The organism is Streptomyces sp. W16 (assembly GCF_033194735.1).
Classification (GTDB): domain Bacteria; phylum Actinomycetota; class Actinomycetes; order Streptomycetales; family Streptomycetaceae; genus Streptomyces.
Map to the genome: position 1 here is coordinate 1 of NZ_JAWOAI010000038.1, position 15,053 is coordinate 15,053.

Below are 15,053 nucleotides of genomic sequence, written 5' to 3' on the forward strand. Positions count from 1 at the left end.
CGGCCGGGACCGGCTCCGGGGACGCCCGTGCCCAGCAACTCCTGCGCACCCGCGCCGAGTTCGCCGGACGTGCGGTGGCCACGATCGCCGATCTGCTCAACCCCAGCCGGGTCGTTCTCGCGGGCGGCATCGTCGTCGCCGACGAGTACCTGCCCGACCTGCGCGCGGCCGTCAGCGACCGGGTGCACCGGGGTTGGAGCGCCGACGAACGCATCGTGACCAGTACGTTCGGCGCAGGCACGCTGGTCGTCGCCTCCGCGATGCCGCTGCTGGAGTCGGTCTATCTGGACCCGCTCGCGCTGCTCGGGGACGCCGGAGAGCAGGAGGCGGCGTCGTGACAGGGCTGCCACGTGGCGAGGCTGTCGTGCCGGGGTCTGCTCCGGCCCTGCCTCCCGCCGAGGGCTGGGAGTTGTTCCGGATCGCGGTGAGTGCCCGCACGGAGTGGCTGGTGCTGCGGGTGAGCGACCAGGACGGTGCGTACGGGTACGGCGAGTGCTCGGACGCGGGTTCCCTCGACACCGTGGTGAGCGAACTCCGGCGGTTCGCGGGCCCGTTCGGCGCGGTCACTTCGAGTTCCGGCGGCCCCGGCGACTTCTACACCCGCGACGACTTCGCCACGGCCACCGTGCGGGGTGGCGTCCAGCAGGCCCGCCTGGACCGCACTGCCCGCCGGGCCGGCGTGCCGCTGCGGCAACTGCTCTCACCCCAGGACGCCCTGGACACGGTCGAGTTGTACGCCAACCTCAACCGAGCCCCCGGCGGCCGTGCCCCGCACCAGGTGGCCGCGACCGCCGAAGCCGCCGTACGCGACGGCTTCACCGCCGTGAAACTCGCCCCCTTCGACACCCCGGACCCGGCCGGCCGGCACGACCTCGCCCGGATCGGCCTCGACCGGGTGCGTGCCGTGCGTGCGGCTGTCGGCGACGGCATCGACGTCATGGTGGACGCCCACCAGCGCCTCACCCTCGCCGAACTCACCCCACTCCTGCGCCACTTCGAGGATCTCGGCCTGCACTGGTTGGAGGACGGCGTCGGCATCGAACGCCCCGGCGAACTCGCCGAGTTGCGCGCCCGTACGCAACTCCCGCTGGCCGGAGGCGAGTTCGCCCGGCGCCGGAGCGACATCCATGCCGTTCGCGGCCTGCTCGACGTCCTGCTGCCCGACGTGAAGCACGCCGGCGGTCCCCTCGCCGCGCTCGACCTCGTCAACCAGATGGCGTTCAAGGCGCGGATCTCGCTGCACAACCCCTCCGGCCCTGTCGCCACCCTGCATGCCGCGCACATCGCGCCCACCGACCCGGCCCTCGCCGAACGCCTGGAGTACGCCTACGGCGAGGTCGGCTGGCGCGCGGACGTGGTGCACGGCGCCGAGCGGATCCAGCGCGGTTGGCTCACCCTGTCCGACGCCCCCGGCATCGGCCTCGAACTCGACACCGAGCACCCGGCGGTCACCCGGGTCTGGAGCGGACGCCTCGAACCGCGCCCCTCCTGTTGTCGCTGAACCCGCCTTCGCACCCGCACGCCTGACGGCGCGTCACCTCCGTCGAGCGCCCCCACAGCCCTCATCTCCCTTCCTGCCCACCGGAGTTCCCCCATGCCCGAAAGACTCGCCATCTCCCGCCGCAGCCTCCTCGCCGCGATCGGCGTCGGCGGTGCGCTGCTCGCCGTGCCCGCATGCCGCAGTGCCGCCGACGAGAGCACGAAAGCGTCCGGTACCGCGCAGAAGGGCGGCACGCTGAAGATCGCGCAGAGCGCCGACATCGCGCCCGCGACCCTCTTCGGCCAGAACAACCCGAACTTCACGCTCGCCCGCACGGTCTTCAACACCCTGACGGAGTACGACCACAAGACCCTCGAACCGAAGCCGTCCCTCGCCGAGTCCTGGACTCAGACGGCGGACGGAAAGTCGATCACCCTCAAGCTGCGCGAGGGCGTCACCTTCCACAGCGGACGCGCCTTCACCGCGGCGGACGTGCGCTTCGCCCTGGAGAACCTGACGAAGGACACCACCGCGTCCCAGCTCAAGCATGTCGCCCTCGCCATCTCGAAGATCACCGAGGTCGACGCACACACGATCACGCTCACTCTCGCGCACCCGGTCAGCAACCTCTTCGACCTCTTCGAGATCCTCCTGATCGTCGACAAGGAGTCGATCGACGACCTGCTCAAGGGCACGAAGATCATCGGCACCGGCCCGTTCAAGGTCGCGAGCTACACGCCGGGCACCGGCTTCGAGTTGAAGCGCAACACCTCCTACTGGAAGAAGGGCGCCCCGCTGCTCGACGCCGTCGAGGTGTCGGTCGTCGGCCAGTCCGCCTCGATGGTGTCCTCCCTGCGCTCCGGCGGCACCCACCTCCTCGTCGACGTCGCCCCGCTCGACGCGGCCTCGATCAAGAACGACGACCAGTTCCAGGTCGCCGTCTCCGACGCGCACGACTCCGGGTTCTACATCGCCTCCAACGTCAAGGTGAAGCCCCTCGACGACAAGCGGGTGCGCCAGGCTGTGGCCTGGGCCGTCGACCGCGACCGCGTCCTCAGCCAGGTCCTCGGCGGCATCGGCACGGTCACCTCCCTTCCCTGGGCGACGAGTTCACCGGCGTACGACAAGACGAAGGCCGCGCACTACACCCGCGACCTGAGCAAGGCCAAGGCCCTCATCAAGGCGGCGGGCGCCGGCGGCAAGACAGTCAAGGTCGTCTACAACGCGGGCCTCGCGACCAACGCGAAGATCGCCGAGATCGTCCAGTACGACCTCACCCAGATCGGCCTCAAGGCGCAGGCGGAGCCGCTCCAGGCCGCCGACTTCCTCGCCAAGCTCCAAGCCGGCGAGCTGCCGGGCCTGTTCATCAACGGTCACGGCTTCGGACAGCTGCACCCGGCGACCCTGGTCAAGGGCGCGTTCCCATTCAACGCGGCCAAGAACGCCTCCAACTTCGACAGCGACAAGTACCGAGCACTCGCCGACCAGTTGTGGCAGGCCACCACCGACACCGCCGCGAAGGAGGCCGCCGACGCCGTCAACGACCTACTCCTGGAAGAGCAGTTCGTATCCGACCTCGTAGCAAGCTCCCACACCTTCACGATCACCAAGAAGGTCCAGGGCCTGGGCTGGACGATGTACGACTACCTCGACCTCGACCAGACCTCGATCGGCTGAGGCGGGACAGCCGTCATGCTGCGCTACGCCCTCCGCCGTGTCCCGTCCGCCCTGCTGGTGCTGCTGGTCGCGTCCGTGCTGGTCTTCGGCGTCCTCCGGCTCGCACCGGGTGACCCGGCCGTCGTCCTTGCCGGACCCGACGCCTCGGCGGCCACCGTCGCCCACGTCCGGGCCTCCCTCGGCCTGGACTCGTCGCTGCCCGTCCAGTACTGGACCTGGCTCACCGGCCTGCTCACCGGCGACCTCGGCACCTCCTTCATCCTGGGCGCCCCCATCGCCACCCTCATCGGACACGGCCTGGGCAACACCCTCGAACTCACCGCCGCCGCCCTCCTGTTGGCGCTGGCGGGCGGGGGAGCGGCCGGTGTCCTGCTGGGCACCGCCCACCACAAGGGCGTACGCGCGCTCCTCGGCGGCGCGGTGAACCTGGCGCTCGCCGTCCCGCCGTACGTCACGGGCGTCCTGCTCGTGCTCCTCTTCGCGGTCACCTTCCGCGTCCTGCCCGCGTCGGGCCACGAGTCGCTTCTCGCCGACCCGGTGATCGGCGTCCAGTACCTCCTGCTGCCCGCCCTGTGCCTGGCCCTCCCCACCGGCGCGGTCCTCGCCCGCTTCCTCGCCGCCGCGCTGCGCAAGTCGGTCCAGGAGGACTACGTGCGCACCGGCCACGGCAAGGGGCTCACCGAACGGCGCCTGCTGACCCGGCACACCCTGCCCGGCGCCCTACCGCCGGTGATCACCGTCCTCGGCATCCAGATCGGCCAACTCCTGGGCGGAGCCATCGTCGTGGAAGCAGTCTTCGCCTGGCCGGGCATCGGCCAACTCCTCCTCCAGGCCGTCCTCGGCCGCGACTACCTGCTCGTCCAGGATCTGTTGCTGTTCGCGGTCGGTGTGTTCGTGGTGCTCCAGGCACTGACGGATCTGGTGCAGGCGGGACTTGACCCAAGGGTACGGATCGGGGGCGGCATATGAGCGCGGTGGTAACGGTACGCGGACGGGTACGACTGGCCGCCAACTCCCGCGCGCTGAGCGCGCCTTCGGCCCGCTGGGGCCTCGCCCTCGTCGTCCTGCTCGTGCTGTTCGGCATCGCGGCCCCGCTCCTCACGCCGTACTCACCCCTCACCCAGGGCCCCGACGCGCTCCTCGGCCCCGGCCTCCAACACCCGCTCGGCACCGACGAGTTCGGCCGCGACCTGCTCACCCGTACGCTGTACGGCATCCGGCTCGACCTGATCATCGCCGCCACCGCCGTCCCGCTCGGCGCGCTCGCCGGTGTCGCCCTCGGCGTGCTGTGCGCCCTGCACCCCCTCGTGGACGTGGTACTCCAGCGGGCCTTCGACGTCATGCTGGCCTTCACCGCGCTGATCCTCGGCGTCACCCTTGCCGCGGTCCTCGGCCCCGGCACGGCCGCCGTGTTCTGGACGGTCGTCGGCGTCAACGTGCCGCTCTTCGGAAGGATCACCCGGGACGCCGTACGACTCGAAAAGGACCGCGAATACGTGCTCGCGGCCCGCGCCCTGGGTGCCGGACGACTACGCATCCTGGTCGGCGACATCCTGCCCAACATCCTCGACGCGCTGATCGTGCAGGCCGCGTTGTCCCTGTCCACGGCTGTGTTCGTCGAGGGCGCGATGAGCTTCGTCGGCATCGGGGTCACCCCGCCCACCCCTTCGCTCGGCGCGCTGCTGCGCACGAGCGCGACCTTCCTCGGCGACAATCCGGCGTACGCGCTCGGCCCGGTCACCGTCGTCGTGGGGCTGGTGATCGGCTTCAATCTGCTCGCCGACGGACTGAACAAGGGGTTGCTGAAGCGATGACGACCACCGCTGTCGTGACCGGTGCCGCCCGTGGCATCGGGCGCGCGATCGCCGCCGAACTCGCCGACCGGGGACACGAGGTCGTCGCCGTGGACGTCCTGGAGTCCGTACGGGACAGCGCGACCGACCGGATCGAGCCGGTCGTCTGCGACCTCACGGACCCGGACGCACCGGAGCGCGTACTCGCGGGGCGGGAGGCGTCGGTACTCGTCAACTGCGCCTTCGCGGAAGAGCGTTCGTCTCTTCTCGACGGCACCGAGTGGGGCTGGCAGCTCACCTTCGACGTCAGTCTGCACGCGGCCGTACGACTCGCCCGTACCTTCGCCGCGCGGCTGATCGAGGCGGACCGGCCGGGCGCGATCGTCAACGTGGCTTCCGTGCATGCCCAGTTCGCGGCGGAGGGCTTCGGTGCGTACTCCGCCGCGAAGGCCGGTCTGGTCGCCTTCACCCGTACCGCCGCCCTCGAATGGGGCCTGCACGGCATCCGCGTCAACGCCGTGGCCCCCGGCCTGATCCTCGTCGAGCGCAACGCCCATCTCGCCGACAACCCCGAGGAGTTGGCCACCCGGGTCCGGCCCTATCCGCTGCGCCGCCCCGGACTGCCCCATGAGGTGGCCCGGGCCGTCGCGTTCCTCGCCGGGGACGACGCCTCGTTCGTCACCGGTGCCGTACTACCCGTAGACGGCGGACTGTCCGCCCGCACCCCGGAGGTATCCCTGTGACGACGACCCGATGTACGACAACTACCCACCCCACACCCCCAGTTGTCGTCCTCGTCCTCCATGGAGTCCCACCATGCGCCTGCGCGCCCGCACCGCACTCCTCGCCTGCCTGACGGCCCTCGGTACCGCCCTCATCGCGGCCCCATCCGCCCAGGCAGCGGCCACGACCTACTACGTAGACTGCTCCGCCACCACAGCCGGCAGCGGCAGCTCAACCTCCCCCCTCAACACGCTGGTCTTGGTCAATGCGCTGACCCTGACGGCCGGTGACCAGGTCCTCTTCAGACGCGGCACGTCCTGCTCCGGCCAGCTCGCCCCTGATGCCACCGGCACCGCGACCGTCCCGGTCGTCATCGGCGCGTACGGCACGGGCGACCTGCCCGCGATCAACGCGGACGGCGCGGTGAACGCCGTACTCCTCGACGACACGCCCTACACCACCGTCCAGGACCTGGAGTTGACCGCCGACGGCGACAACACCGCCTACCGGCGCGGGGTTTACGTCTACGCCGCCGACGCGGGCACGGTCAGCGGCATCACCCTCCAGCGCCTGAACATCCACGACGTACGCGGCATCATGCCCTCGGCCACCGCCACCACCGGCGACAGCGGCACCGGCAAGTACGCGAACGCCACCGGCGGCATCGTCATCGAGGCCCAGGGCACCACCACACCCACCGCGTTCGCCGACACCCACATCCTCGACAACACCATCCACTCCGTGGACCGGCAGGGCATCTACACCTGGTCCAACTGGTGCCGGCGCCCCCAACTCGCCGCGTTCTGGAACACGTTGTGCAGCGCTGCCTGGGACGCCTCCACCGGGCTACTCGTCCAGGGCAACACCCTCACCGACATCGGCGGCGACGGCATCGTCGTCAAGGGCAACGACGGCGCGCTCGTCCAGCACAACCGGCTGACCGGCTTCAACGAACGCTCCGGCAGCCCCAACGCCGGGATGTGGACGGCCAACAGCATCGGCTCCGTCTTCCAGTACAACGAGACCTCCGGCGGCAACACCACCTCCGACGGCATGGCCTACGACGTGGACCACTCCACCTCCGGCACCGTCTTCCAGTACAACCTCTCCCACGACAACGCGGGCGGATTCTTCCTGCTCTGCCCCTACGACACCCCGACCGCCGACTTCACCATCCGCGACAACATCTCCGTCAACGACCGCACCCGCGGCTTCCAGATCTGCGACGGCGAACTCAGCGACGGCCGGATCTACAACAACACCATCGCGATCGGCAGCGGCCTCAGCCCCGCTCTGGTCACCGAGTCGACGTCCGCCGCACTCGACGTGCAGTTCACCAACAACCTGATCCGCAAGACCGGTTCCGGAACGGTGAGTTGGAAGCTCAGCGACTCCGCTTTCGTCATCGACCACAACGCCTTCTACAGCGTCACCGCCCCCTCCACCGCCACCAACTCCCTCACCACCGCTCCCGGCCTCACCGCACCCGGCGTCCGCGATCCCGCCGGCTACCAGCTGATCACCGGCTACCCCACCATCGGCGGCGGCACCCCGATCACCGACAACGGCGGCCTCGACTACTTCGGCAACTCCGTCTCCGCCACCACCGCCAACATCGGCGCCTACAACGGCACCGGCGTCACCACCCCCGTCCTCACCGACCTCTTCGACACCCTCTCCTCGTCGTGGACGGTGACCGGCACCGCGTCCGTGACAGCCGATCCATCCGGCGACCTGGGCAACTCGGCACTCCTGACCGGCACTTCAGCCCTCACCCGGCCGATCGGCGGCACCACCCCCCGCCGCGTCTCCGTACGCGTCCGTTCCGACTCCACCACCCCCCTCACCGTCGAAGCCCTGAACTCCTCCGGCACCGTGGTCGCCACCGGCACCCTCGACGAGACCACCGCCGACACCTGGCACCTCGTCACCTTCACCGCCCCTACCACCGCCACCCAACTCCGCCTGCGCACACCCACACCCGGCACCTACTACGCGGACGACGCCTACGTCCAACCAGTCACCGGCTGACCCGACGACCCCAGTGAGTCATCCATTGCCCGTGCTCGGGGTCGACGGATTCACGCTGCCGGTGCTGTCGACCGGTGCGATGCGATCCCACTGACCCTGTCGGTACTGACGCAACGTGTTCATGACCTGGACGCGGGCCGGAGACGGTCACGCAGGTCACACTCCCGCCCGCCGTTGGGGTGACGCGGGGCGGGCGGGAGCGTGCCGGGCACCCGTCGTCGGCCGTCCGTCGCACAGGATCCGGGCATGCTGCCCGGATTCCTGACGAGGGCGGTCGGGCTGCTGCTCGGCCGGGAAGGCCGCTCGCTGCACGTGAAGGCCGCGGGCGGTGCAAGTACCGTCCTCGTGGCGGTGATGGCGGCCGGCTCCTGCGCGGTCGTGGCCGCCGAACACGGTGCGCGAGGTGCGCAAATCACCACCTACCCAAGGGCGTTGTGGTGGTCGATCGAGACCGCGACCACGGTCGGCTACGGCGACTTCTACCCGGTGACCCTGTGGGGCCGGGTCATCGGCTCCGTGGTGATGGTCGTCGGGATCACCGCGTACGGCATGGTCACCGCGGCCTTCGCGACCTGGTTCGTCAGCCGCGACCAGAAACGCCGCCACCACCTCGTCCAGGACGCGGAACGCGCCGCACACGCACTGCGCGAGGAGACAGCCCACGCCCTCCACGAACGCTTCGACCGCATCGAACGCCTGCTCGACGACAGGAAGACCCCATGACCGACACCACCAGAACGGTCCGCAGCCTGGTGCCGGCCCGCATCGACCGCCTCTCCTGGTCCCCCTTCCACACCCGCATGGTCATCGCGCTGGGCATCGCCTGGGTCCTGGACGGCCTGGAGATCACCGTCGCCAGCGCGGTCGGCCCGATCCTCCAACGCGCCGACACCCTCCACCTCGACTCCTACCAGGTCGGCCTGACCGCCACCGTCTACCTGATCGGACAGGTCACCGGCTCCCTCGTCTTCGGCGACCTCTCCGACCGCCTCGGCCGCCGCAAACTGTTCCTCGTCACCCTCGGCCTCTACCTCGCAGCATCCGGACTCACAGCCCTGTCCTGGGACTTCTGGATCCTGCTCGTCCTGCGCTTCGTGGCCGGGCTGGGCATCGGCGGCGAGTACGCGGCCATCAACTCCGCCATCGACGAGATGATCCCGGCCCGCTTCCGCGGCCGTACCGACCTCGCCGTCAACGGCACCTACTGGCTCGGCTCGATCATCGGCACCCTGGGCACCTACGTCCTGCTCGACCCCGACCTCCTCGCCTCCGACGTCGGCTGGCGCCTCGGCTTCCTCATCGGGCCGCTCATCGCCCTCGCCGTATGGCCACTGCGCCGCCGTATCCCGGAATCCCCGCGCTGGCTCCTGCTCCACGGCCGCGAACACGAGGCAGAAGACGCGGTCGCCGAAATGGAGGCCGGGGCAAGGGCGTTGACCCCCGTCGACCCGGCCCGCGCGATCGAGATCCGCGCCCAGTCCCGGACCCCGCTGACCACCGTGGCCCGCACCCTCTTCCGCGACTACCCCACCCGCTCCCTCCTCGGCGCCACCCTCATGATCAGCCAGTCCTTCCTCTACAACGCGATCTTCTTCACCTACGCCCTCGTCCTCACCCACTTCTACGACGTCCCCGACCACCAGACCCCCAAGTGCCTGTTCGCCTTCGCCGCAGGCAACTCCCACTCGGCCTCGGACAGTTCATGGCGCCGTATCACCCGACCATGATCCACCACTCAAGATCTTTTGAAGACAGGACCTAGGCCCGACCGGGTGTGGCTGTCGGGGTGGGTGCGCAGAGGCGGCGGGCGGCTTCGACGACGACGGCCCGGTGCTCCGCCAGCCGTTCCGGCCGATAGGGGTCGGAGCCGTCGGCGGCCGTGAGGAGATCCCGCGGCGCGAGCACCCAGCTCTGCGTGAGCCCGGTGATGAGGACGAGCAGGTCGGTCGACGGCAGTTGCCCGGCCGTCGAGTCCGCGGTCATGCGGGCCATCTTGTCGCTGTACACGTCCGCCGCGTCGGGGCCCAGCTCGGGCCGTTCCAACTGGCGCCACAGATGCATGCGCAGCGCGGCGGGGTGCCGGGTCAGGTAGTCGAACATGCGGCCCGCGTAGCCCGGCAGGTCGTCCTCGGTGAGCGGCACCGCGTCGTTCAGTTCGCTGATGACCTTGTGCAGGGCGGCGGCGAACAGGAGTTCCTTGTTCGTGTAGTACACGTAGATGGACCGCTTGTTGGCGCCCGAGACCTCGGCGATGCGGTCGATGCGGGCACCGGCGAAACCGGAGGCGCTGAACTCCTCGATCGCCGCCCGGAGGATCTTTGCGCGGGTTGCCGCGGAGTCGTAGGCCATGGGGCCAGCCTAAGGTAACCAACCAGTTATTGACAAACCTCGGATCCTGCGTGCTAGATGGTAACTATCCAGTTATTTTCATTACTGGCCGTAGCGGAAGGCATGTCATGAGTACTCCCACCCCCTCCTCGCCCGTGTTCGAGCGGGACCTGTTCATCAACAACACCTGGCGTCCCGGCTCCACCGGCGAGCGCATTGCGGTCGTCGACCCCGCGACCGAGAAGGAGATCGGATCGGCTGCCGCCGCGGCCTCCGGGGACATCGACGCGGCCGTCGCCGCGGCCCGTGCCGCGTTCGACTCCGGCCCCTGGCCGCGACTGACCCTGCGGGAGCGTGCCGAGATCCTCACCAAGTTCGCCGAGGAGCTGGAGAAGGACGCCGACCCGGTCACCGAGGTACTGGTCGCCGAGACCGGCCTGACCATCGGGCAGAGTCGCGGCGGAGCCCTGACCATGCCCGGCCTGCTGCGCTACTACGCCTCCCTGGCGGACGTGACAGAGCTGACCGAACTGCGCACCGGTCTGTCGGGGGTCAGCGCCCGCATCGAGAAGCGGCCGGTGGGCGTCGTGGCAGCCATCGTCCCGTGGAACGCCCCGCTCGCCCTCGCCGCGTTCAAGCTCCCGCAGGCCCTGCTGGCCGGCTGCACCGTCATCATGAAGCCGTCCGAGGACACACCCCTGAGCGCGGGCTACTTCGCCGACGCCGCACTGCGGGCCGGGCTGCCCGCCGGTGTGCTGAACATCGTCAACGCCCTTCCCGCGGGCGGCGACCACCTCGTGCGCCACCCGGGCGTCGACAAGATCACCTTCACCGGCAGCACCGTGGTCGGCCGCCGCATCGCCGCCGCAGCCGCCGACACCCTCAAGCAGCTCACCCTCGAACTCGGCGGCAAGTCACCGGCACTCGTGCTCGACGACGCCGACCTGGACCGTATCGTCGAGACCCTGGTGCCGGGCGTCACCGGGAACAACGGCGAGAGCTGCACCAACCCCAGCAGGCTCATCGTGCCCGAGCACCGGCACGACGAGATCGTCTCCGCCCTCGCCGAGGCGTTCGCCGAGCTGACCGTCGGCGATCCCCGTGACCCGGCCACCGACGTGGGCGCCATGGTCACCCGCAAGCACTACGAGCGGGTCCTGGACTACCTCGCCTCCGCGGAGAAGGACGGCGGCACCTTCGCCGTCGGCGGCGGCCGGGCCCCCGGCCACGACGTCGGCTACTACATCGCCCCCACGATCATCACCGGCGTCTCACCGGACGCCAAGGTCGCCCAGGAGGAGATCTTCGGACCCGTCCTGACCGTCCTGACCTACCGCGACGAGGAAGAGGCGATCCGCATCGCCAACGACACCGAGTTCGGCCTGTCCGGCGCCGTCTACAGCACCGACACCGAGCGCGCCCTGCGCGTGGCCCAGCGGATCAACTCCGGCACGGTGAACCTGAACAACGGCATCACCGTCGACATCGGCGTACCGTTCGGCGGCGTCAAGCAGTCCGGCTACGGCCGCGAACTCGGCCCCGAGGGACTGGACGCCTTCTTCAACACCCACGTCATCTTCATCGACGGCGAACCCCTCCGCGTGATCAACGGCTAGGGGTGGCAGTACGACCTGGTCCGGCCCGTCGCGGGGGACCGGGCCAGGTCGTCGGACGACCGTTTCACCGGACTACTGCCCGGCGTCGCCCGGTTCCTTGTCCTTGACCGCGGCGTCGAACAGCGCCGCGGCTGCCGCGCGGGCGGTCGTCGCCGCTGACGGGTCGCGGTCCATCCGCGCGGAGATCCCGGCGCCGTCGTACAGCAGGTGGAGCTGCCGTGCCAGCTCTTCGGGATCGGTGACGCCGGCCTCCCGGGCCAGATCCGTGAACAGGGTCCGCACCCAGAGCCGGTAACGGTCGGCGGCGCCCTCGACGGGGCTGCCGGGCCGTACCTCCGCGCTGGCCGTCATGTGTGCGCAGCCGTTGAAGCCGGGCTCGGTGAAGAGCTGGCCCTGCCCGTCGAAAACGCCGAGCAGTCGCTCGCGTGGCGTCCGGAACCGGGTCAGGACGCGCTCGATCTGCTCACGGGTGCGGTCGTGGCGGGCGTCGAGGTAGGCCTGCACCAGTTCTTCCTTGCTGCCGAACAGGTTGTAGAGCGACGCCTTGGCCACGCCGGCCTTCTGTACGATGCGGTCGATGCCCACGGTCTGTACGCCCTCGCTGTAGAACAGCTCGTCGGCGGCGGCCAGCAGACGTTCACGCACGGACGGCTTCGAGACGCTGGCCTTCGTGGACATGGTCACTTCCTTCTTTCAGACTGGCGGTCCAGTCTACGGCTCCGCGCAGGGGCTCATTCGTCCCTCATCCCCTCCAACAAAGCCAGACAGACCTGTCTTCCCATACTTCCCGCACTGACGCGCAGAGGCGGTCACCGTGCGGCGGTGACCGCCTCTGCGCTGCGGGGCCCTCTGCTCGGCCACTGTGGTCCTAGCGGTCGAGGAAGAGCTTGGTGTGGGTGACGAACCGCTCGGGGTACTGGAAGTGGGCGCCGTGGTTGGCGTCCGGGTAGAGGATCAGCTCGGCGTCCGGGAGGAACTGCTGGAGGATGTACGAGTTGATCGTGGGGATGATGATGTCGTCGGTGCCGTTGACCACCAGGACCGGGATCGTGATGTTCTTCAGGACCGCGTAGGCGGGGTCCTTCATGGCGCCGTAGGTGTGGATGGCGGTGCCCTGGCCCGCGTAGACCTGCTCGCCGAACGGGGAGGCGTCGCGGTCCTTGCGGGCCACGATCCGCTCGACGTAGGCGCGGCCCAGCTTCTGGCTGGTCACGGTCGGGGCGAACAGGACCGGCAGCCACATGTCTTCCTGTCGGGGCAGCTTGACGGTGAACAGGGCGGCGGTCTCCGCCGGAGTCTCGCCGATACCCACGCCGCCACGCGGGCCGGTGCCGACCAGCACGAGTCTGCGGGTCAGGTCGGGGCGCTGGATGGCGACCTGTTGTGCGACCAGGCCGCCCATCGAGTGGCCGACCAGGTCCGCCCTCGTCAGCCCGAGAGCGTCGATGAAGATGCCTGCGTCGGTGGCCATCTGCTCGATGGTGTCCGGGACGATCCCGCTGGTGGAGGCGACTCCGGCGTTGTTGAACAGGATGACCTCGCGGTCGGCGGCGAACCCGTCGCTGATCGCCGGATCGTGGTCGTCCAGGTTGCCGATGAAGTGCTGGAAGAACACGACCGGTGTCCGGCCGGCGGCCGCGTTGCCGAAGCGGCGGTAGGCGAAACGGATGCCGCCGGCCTCGACGAACCGGGTCGGGGCGGTGTCGTGGCTGTGGTCGGTCATGGTGGCGCTTCTCCTTGGATCAGGGTGCGGAGGCCGGGTGGTGGGCCGGACGACGGTTTCCGGCAGCCGCCGCACCATGGGCCGTCCGGGCCCGTAGGGGTTCTGCGTTCGGAGCTGATCAGTTGGCGCTGTGTCCGCCGTCGGCGTTGAGGATGTGGCCGGTGATGAACGACGCCTCGTCCGACGCGATGAACACGATCGCGGCGGCGACCTCCTCCGAGAGGCCGAGGCGGGCCAGCGGGACCTCGCTCACCAGGGCCGCCTTGTTCTGCGGCGTGCCGGTGAAGCGGGTCAGCATGCCGGTGTCCGTCGGGCCGGGGGCCACGCCGTTGACGCGGATTCCCGAGGCGGCGACCTCCAGGGCCACCGACTTGGTGATGCCTTCGACGGCGTGCTTGCTGCCGACGTAGACGGAGGCCCCGGCGGCGCCCTCGTGGCCGTAGGTCGAGGAGATGTTGACGATGCTGCCGCTGCCCTGCTCCTTCATGACGCGGACCTGGTGCTTCATGCTCAGGAGCACGCCCAGGACGTTCGTGTCGAACGTCGCGTTGTACGTCTCCGCGCTCTGGTCGGTGATCGGGCTGGGCCGGCCTTCGGTGCCGGCGTTGTTCACCGCGACGTCGAGACGGCCGAACCGGGTGACGGTCTCGTCGACCATGGCGCGCACCTCGTCCTCGTTGCGGACGTCGGCGTTGACGAACTCGGCCCACGAGCCGAGCCCGCGCAGTTCCTCGACCAGGGCCTTGCCGGCCTCGTCACGGCGTCCGGCGACGACGACGTTCGCGCCCTGCTTGGCGAAGGCGACGGCGGCTGCGCGGCCGATGCCGGTGAGCGCGCCGGTGATCAGTACGACGGGGTTGTCCATTGCTGTGCTCGTTTTCTGTGGGTGGGGTTGGGGGGTCAGACGGCGGTGCGTCCGCCGTCGGCGGGGATGACGGCGCCGGTGACGTACCGGGCAGCCCGCGAGGCCAAAAACGCGATGACGTCGGCGATTTCCTCGGCCTCCGCCGCTCGGGCCAGAAGGGTGGTCTTGCCCAGGGCCGTGATGCTCTCCCTGTCGGAGCCGCCGGTGTGGACCGGCCCGGGGGCGATGGTGTTGATCCGCACACCCCGCGGGCTGTACTCGGCGGCCCAGGAGCGGGTCAGCGAGGTGAGCGCGGCCTTGGTGGCGCTGTAGGCGGCGCCGCCCGCCAGGCCGACCTGCCCGGCCATGCTGCCCAGGTTGATCACGACGCCCTCGCCGCGCTCGGCCATCACCGGCGCGATGACGGCCGTGAGGTAGTAGGCGCTGCGCACGTTGGCGTCGAACAGCGCGTCGAACGTGTCGGGCTTCAGGTCGGCGGTGGGCCCGAACCAGGAGAACCCCGCGTTGTTGACGAGGACGTCGACGCCCTTGGCCGCGGCCGCCAGTTGCATGATCGCGCGGACGTCGGTGAGGTCGGCGGCGAGGAACTCGGCACTGCCGCCGAGGCCCTCGATCCCCTTGACCACCGCGGCCCCACGGTCGGCGTCGCGGCCGTGGACCAGGACCTTGAATCCGTCCCGGGCGAGTTTCTCCGCAGCGGCTCGGCCGATCCCGGACGTCGCTCCTGTGACCAGGGCTGTACGTGTCTCGGTCATGGTCGCACTTCCTCTTGATTGAGTAGACCGGTCTGTCTGATTTCGAGATTCAGCTAAACAGA

Annotated in this window: 15 protein-coding genes; 10 read left to right on the plus strand and 5 right to left on the minus strand. The window is 69.8% G+C overall.

The features are described from left to right. The 9 genes from R6V09_RS07710 to R6V09_RS07750 all read left to right on the plus strand — a co-directional run. Positions 1-338: ROK family protein (locus R6V09_RS07710; RefSeq protein ID WP_317880588.1), on the plus strand; the 338-nt coding region annotated here is incomplete at its 5' end. Then, entirely contained in the window at positions 335-1,501 is a 1,167-nt protein-coding gene (locus R6V09_RS07715) for a mandelate racemase/muconate lactonizing enzyme family protein (RefSeq protein WP_317880589.1), read from the plus strand. The genes R6V09_RS07710 and R6V09_RS07715, both read left to right, overlap by 4 nt. Before the next feature lie 93 nt (positions 1,502-1,594). Continuing rightward, positions 1,595-3,157 carry an ABC transporter substrate-binding protein gene (locus tag R6V09_RS07720; RefSeq protein ID WP_317880590.1) on the plus strand — a complete coding sequence of 521 codons (1,563 nt, stop codon included), beginning with the start codon at positions 1,595-1,597 and terminating at the stop codon, positions 3,155-3,157. 15 nt (positions 3,158-3,172) lie between these two features. Continuing rightward, entirely contained in the window at positions 3,173-4,126 is a 954-nt protein-coding gene (locus R6V09_RS07725) for an ABC transporter permease (protein ID WP_317880591.1), read from the plus strand. After that, positions 4,123-4,971, plus strand: a complete 849-nt coding sequence (locus R6V09_RS07730) for an ABC transporter permease (protein ID WP_317880592.1) — start codon at positions 4,123-4,125, stop codon at positions 4,969-4,971. Before R6V09_RS07725 ends, R6V09_RS07730 begins: the two co-directional genes overlap by 4 nt. After that, on the plus strand, positions 4,968-5,693 hold the full coding sequence (locus tag R6V09_RS07735) for an SDR family NAD(P)-dependent oxidoreductase (protein WP_317880593.1): 726 nt from the start codon (positions 4,968-4,970) through the stop codon (positions 5,691-5,693). The genes R6V09_RS07730 and R6V09_RS07735 overlap by 4 nt, the downstream gene beginning before the upstream one ends. Before the next feature lie 73 nt (positions 5,694-5,766). After that, positions 5,767-7,704 (plus strand): right-handed parallel beta-helix repeat-containing protein, encoded by a 1,938-nt coding sequence (locus R6V09_RS07740; protein ID WP_317880594.1) that lies wholly within the window; start codon positions 5,767-5,769, stop codon positions 7,702-7,704. A 246-nt stretch (positions 7,705-7,950) separates the two neighbouring features. After that, the gene (locus tag R6V09_RS07745) at positions 7,951-8,427 is read left to right on the plus strand and encodes a potassium channel family protein (RefSeq protein ID WP_317880595.1); all 477 of its coding nucleotides are present in this window, start codon (positions 7,951-7,953) and stop codon (positions 8,425-8,427) included. Beyond that, the gene (locus R6V09_RS07750) at positions 8,424-9,431 is read left to right on the plus strand and encodes an MFS transporter (protein ID WP_317880596.1); all 1,008 of its coding nucleotides are present in this window, start codon (positions 8,424-8,426) and stop codon (positions 9,429-9,431) included. Before R6V09_RS07745 ends, R6V09_RS07750 begins: the two co-directional genes overlap by 4 nt. 31 nt (positions 9,432-9,462) lie before the next feature. On the opposite strand, the gene R6V09_RS07755 is transcribed toward R6V09_RS07750, so the two are convergent. After that, entirely contained in the window at positions 9,463-10,053 is a 591-nt protein-coding gene (locus R6V09_RS07755; protein WP_317880597.1) for a TetR/AcrR family transcriptional regulator, read from the minus strand. Positions 10,054-10,160: 107 nt separating this feature from the next. Here R6V09_RS07755 and R6V09_RS07760 point away from each other — a divergent pair, with 107 nt between their 5' ends. Then, positions 10,161-11,648: an aldehyde dehydrogenase family protein gene (locus R6V09_RS07760; RefSeq protein ID WP_317880598.1), complete on the plus strand. Its 1,488-nt coding sequence runs from the start codon at positions 10,161-10,163 to the stop codon at positions 11,646-11,648. Between the two features lie 72 nt (positions 11,649-11,720). Here R6V09_RS07760 and R6V09_RS07765 read toward each other — a convergent pair whose 3' ends face one another. The 4 genes from R6V09_RS07765 to R6V09_RS07780 form a co-directional block, all read right to left on the minus strand. Beyond that, a complete protein-coding gene (locus R6V09_RS07765) occupies positions 11,721-12,326 on the minus strand; it encodes a TetR/AcrR family transcriptional regulator (RefSeq protein WP_317880599.1) in 606 nt (201 codons plus the stop codon). Positions 12,327-12,516: 190 nt separating this feature from the next. After that, positions 12,517-13,371, minus strand: coding sequence for an alpha/beta fold hydrolase (locus tag R6V09_RS07770; RefSeq protein ID WP_317880600.1), 855 nt, complete (start codon positions 13,369-13,371; stop codon positions 12,517-12,519). 118 nt (positions 13,372-13,489) lie between these two features. Next, complete coding sequence (locus R6V09_RS07775) at positions 13,490-14,236, minus strand: SDR family NAD(P)-dependent oxidoreductase (protein WP_317880601.1); 747 nt, start codon at positions 14,234-14,236, stop codon at positions 13,490-13,492. 35 nt (positions 14,237-14,271) lie between these two features. Beyond that, complete coding sequence (locus R6V09_RS07780) at positions 14,272-14,991, minus strand: SDR family NAD(P)-dependent oxidoreductase (protein ID WP_317880602.1); 720 nt, start codon at positions 14,989-14,991, stop codon at positions 14,272-14,274. Positions 14,992-15,053: the final 62 nt, after the last annotated feature.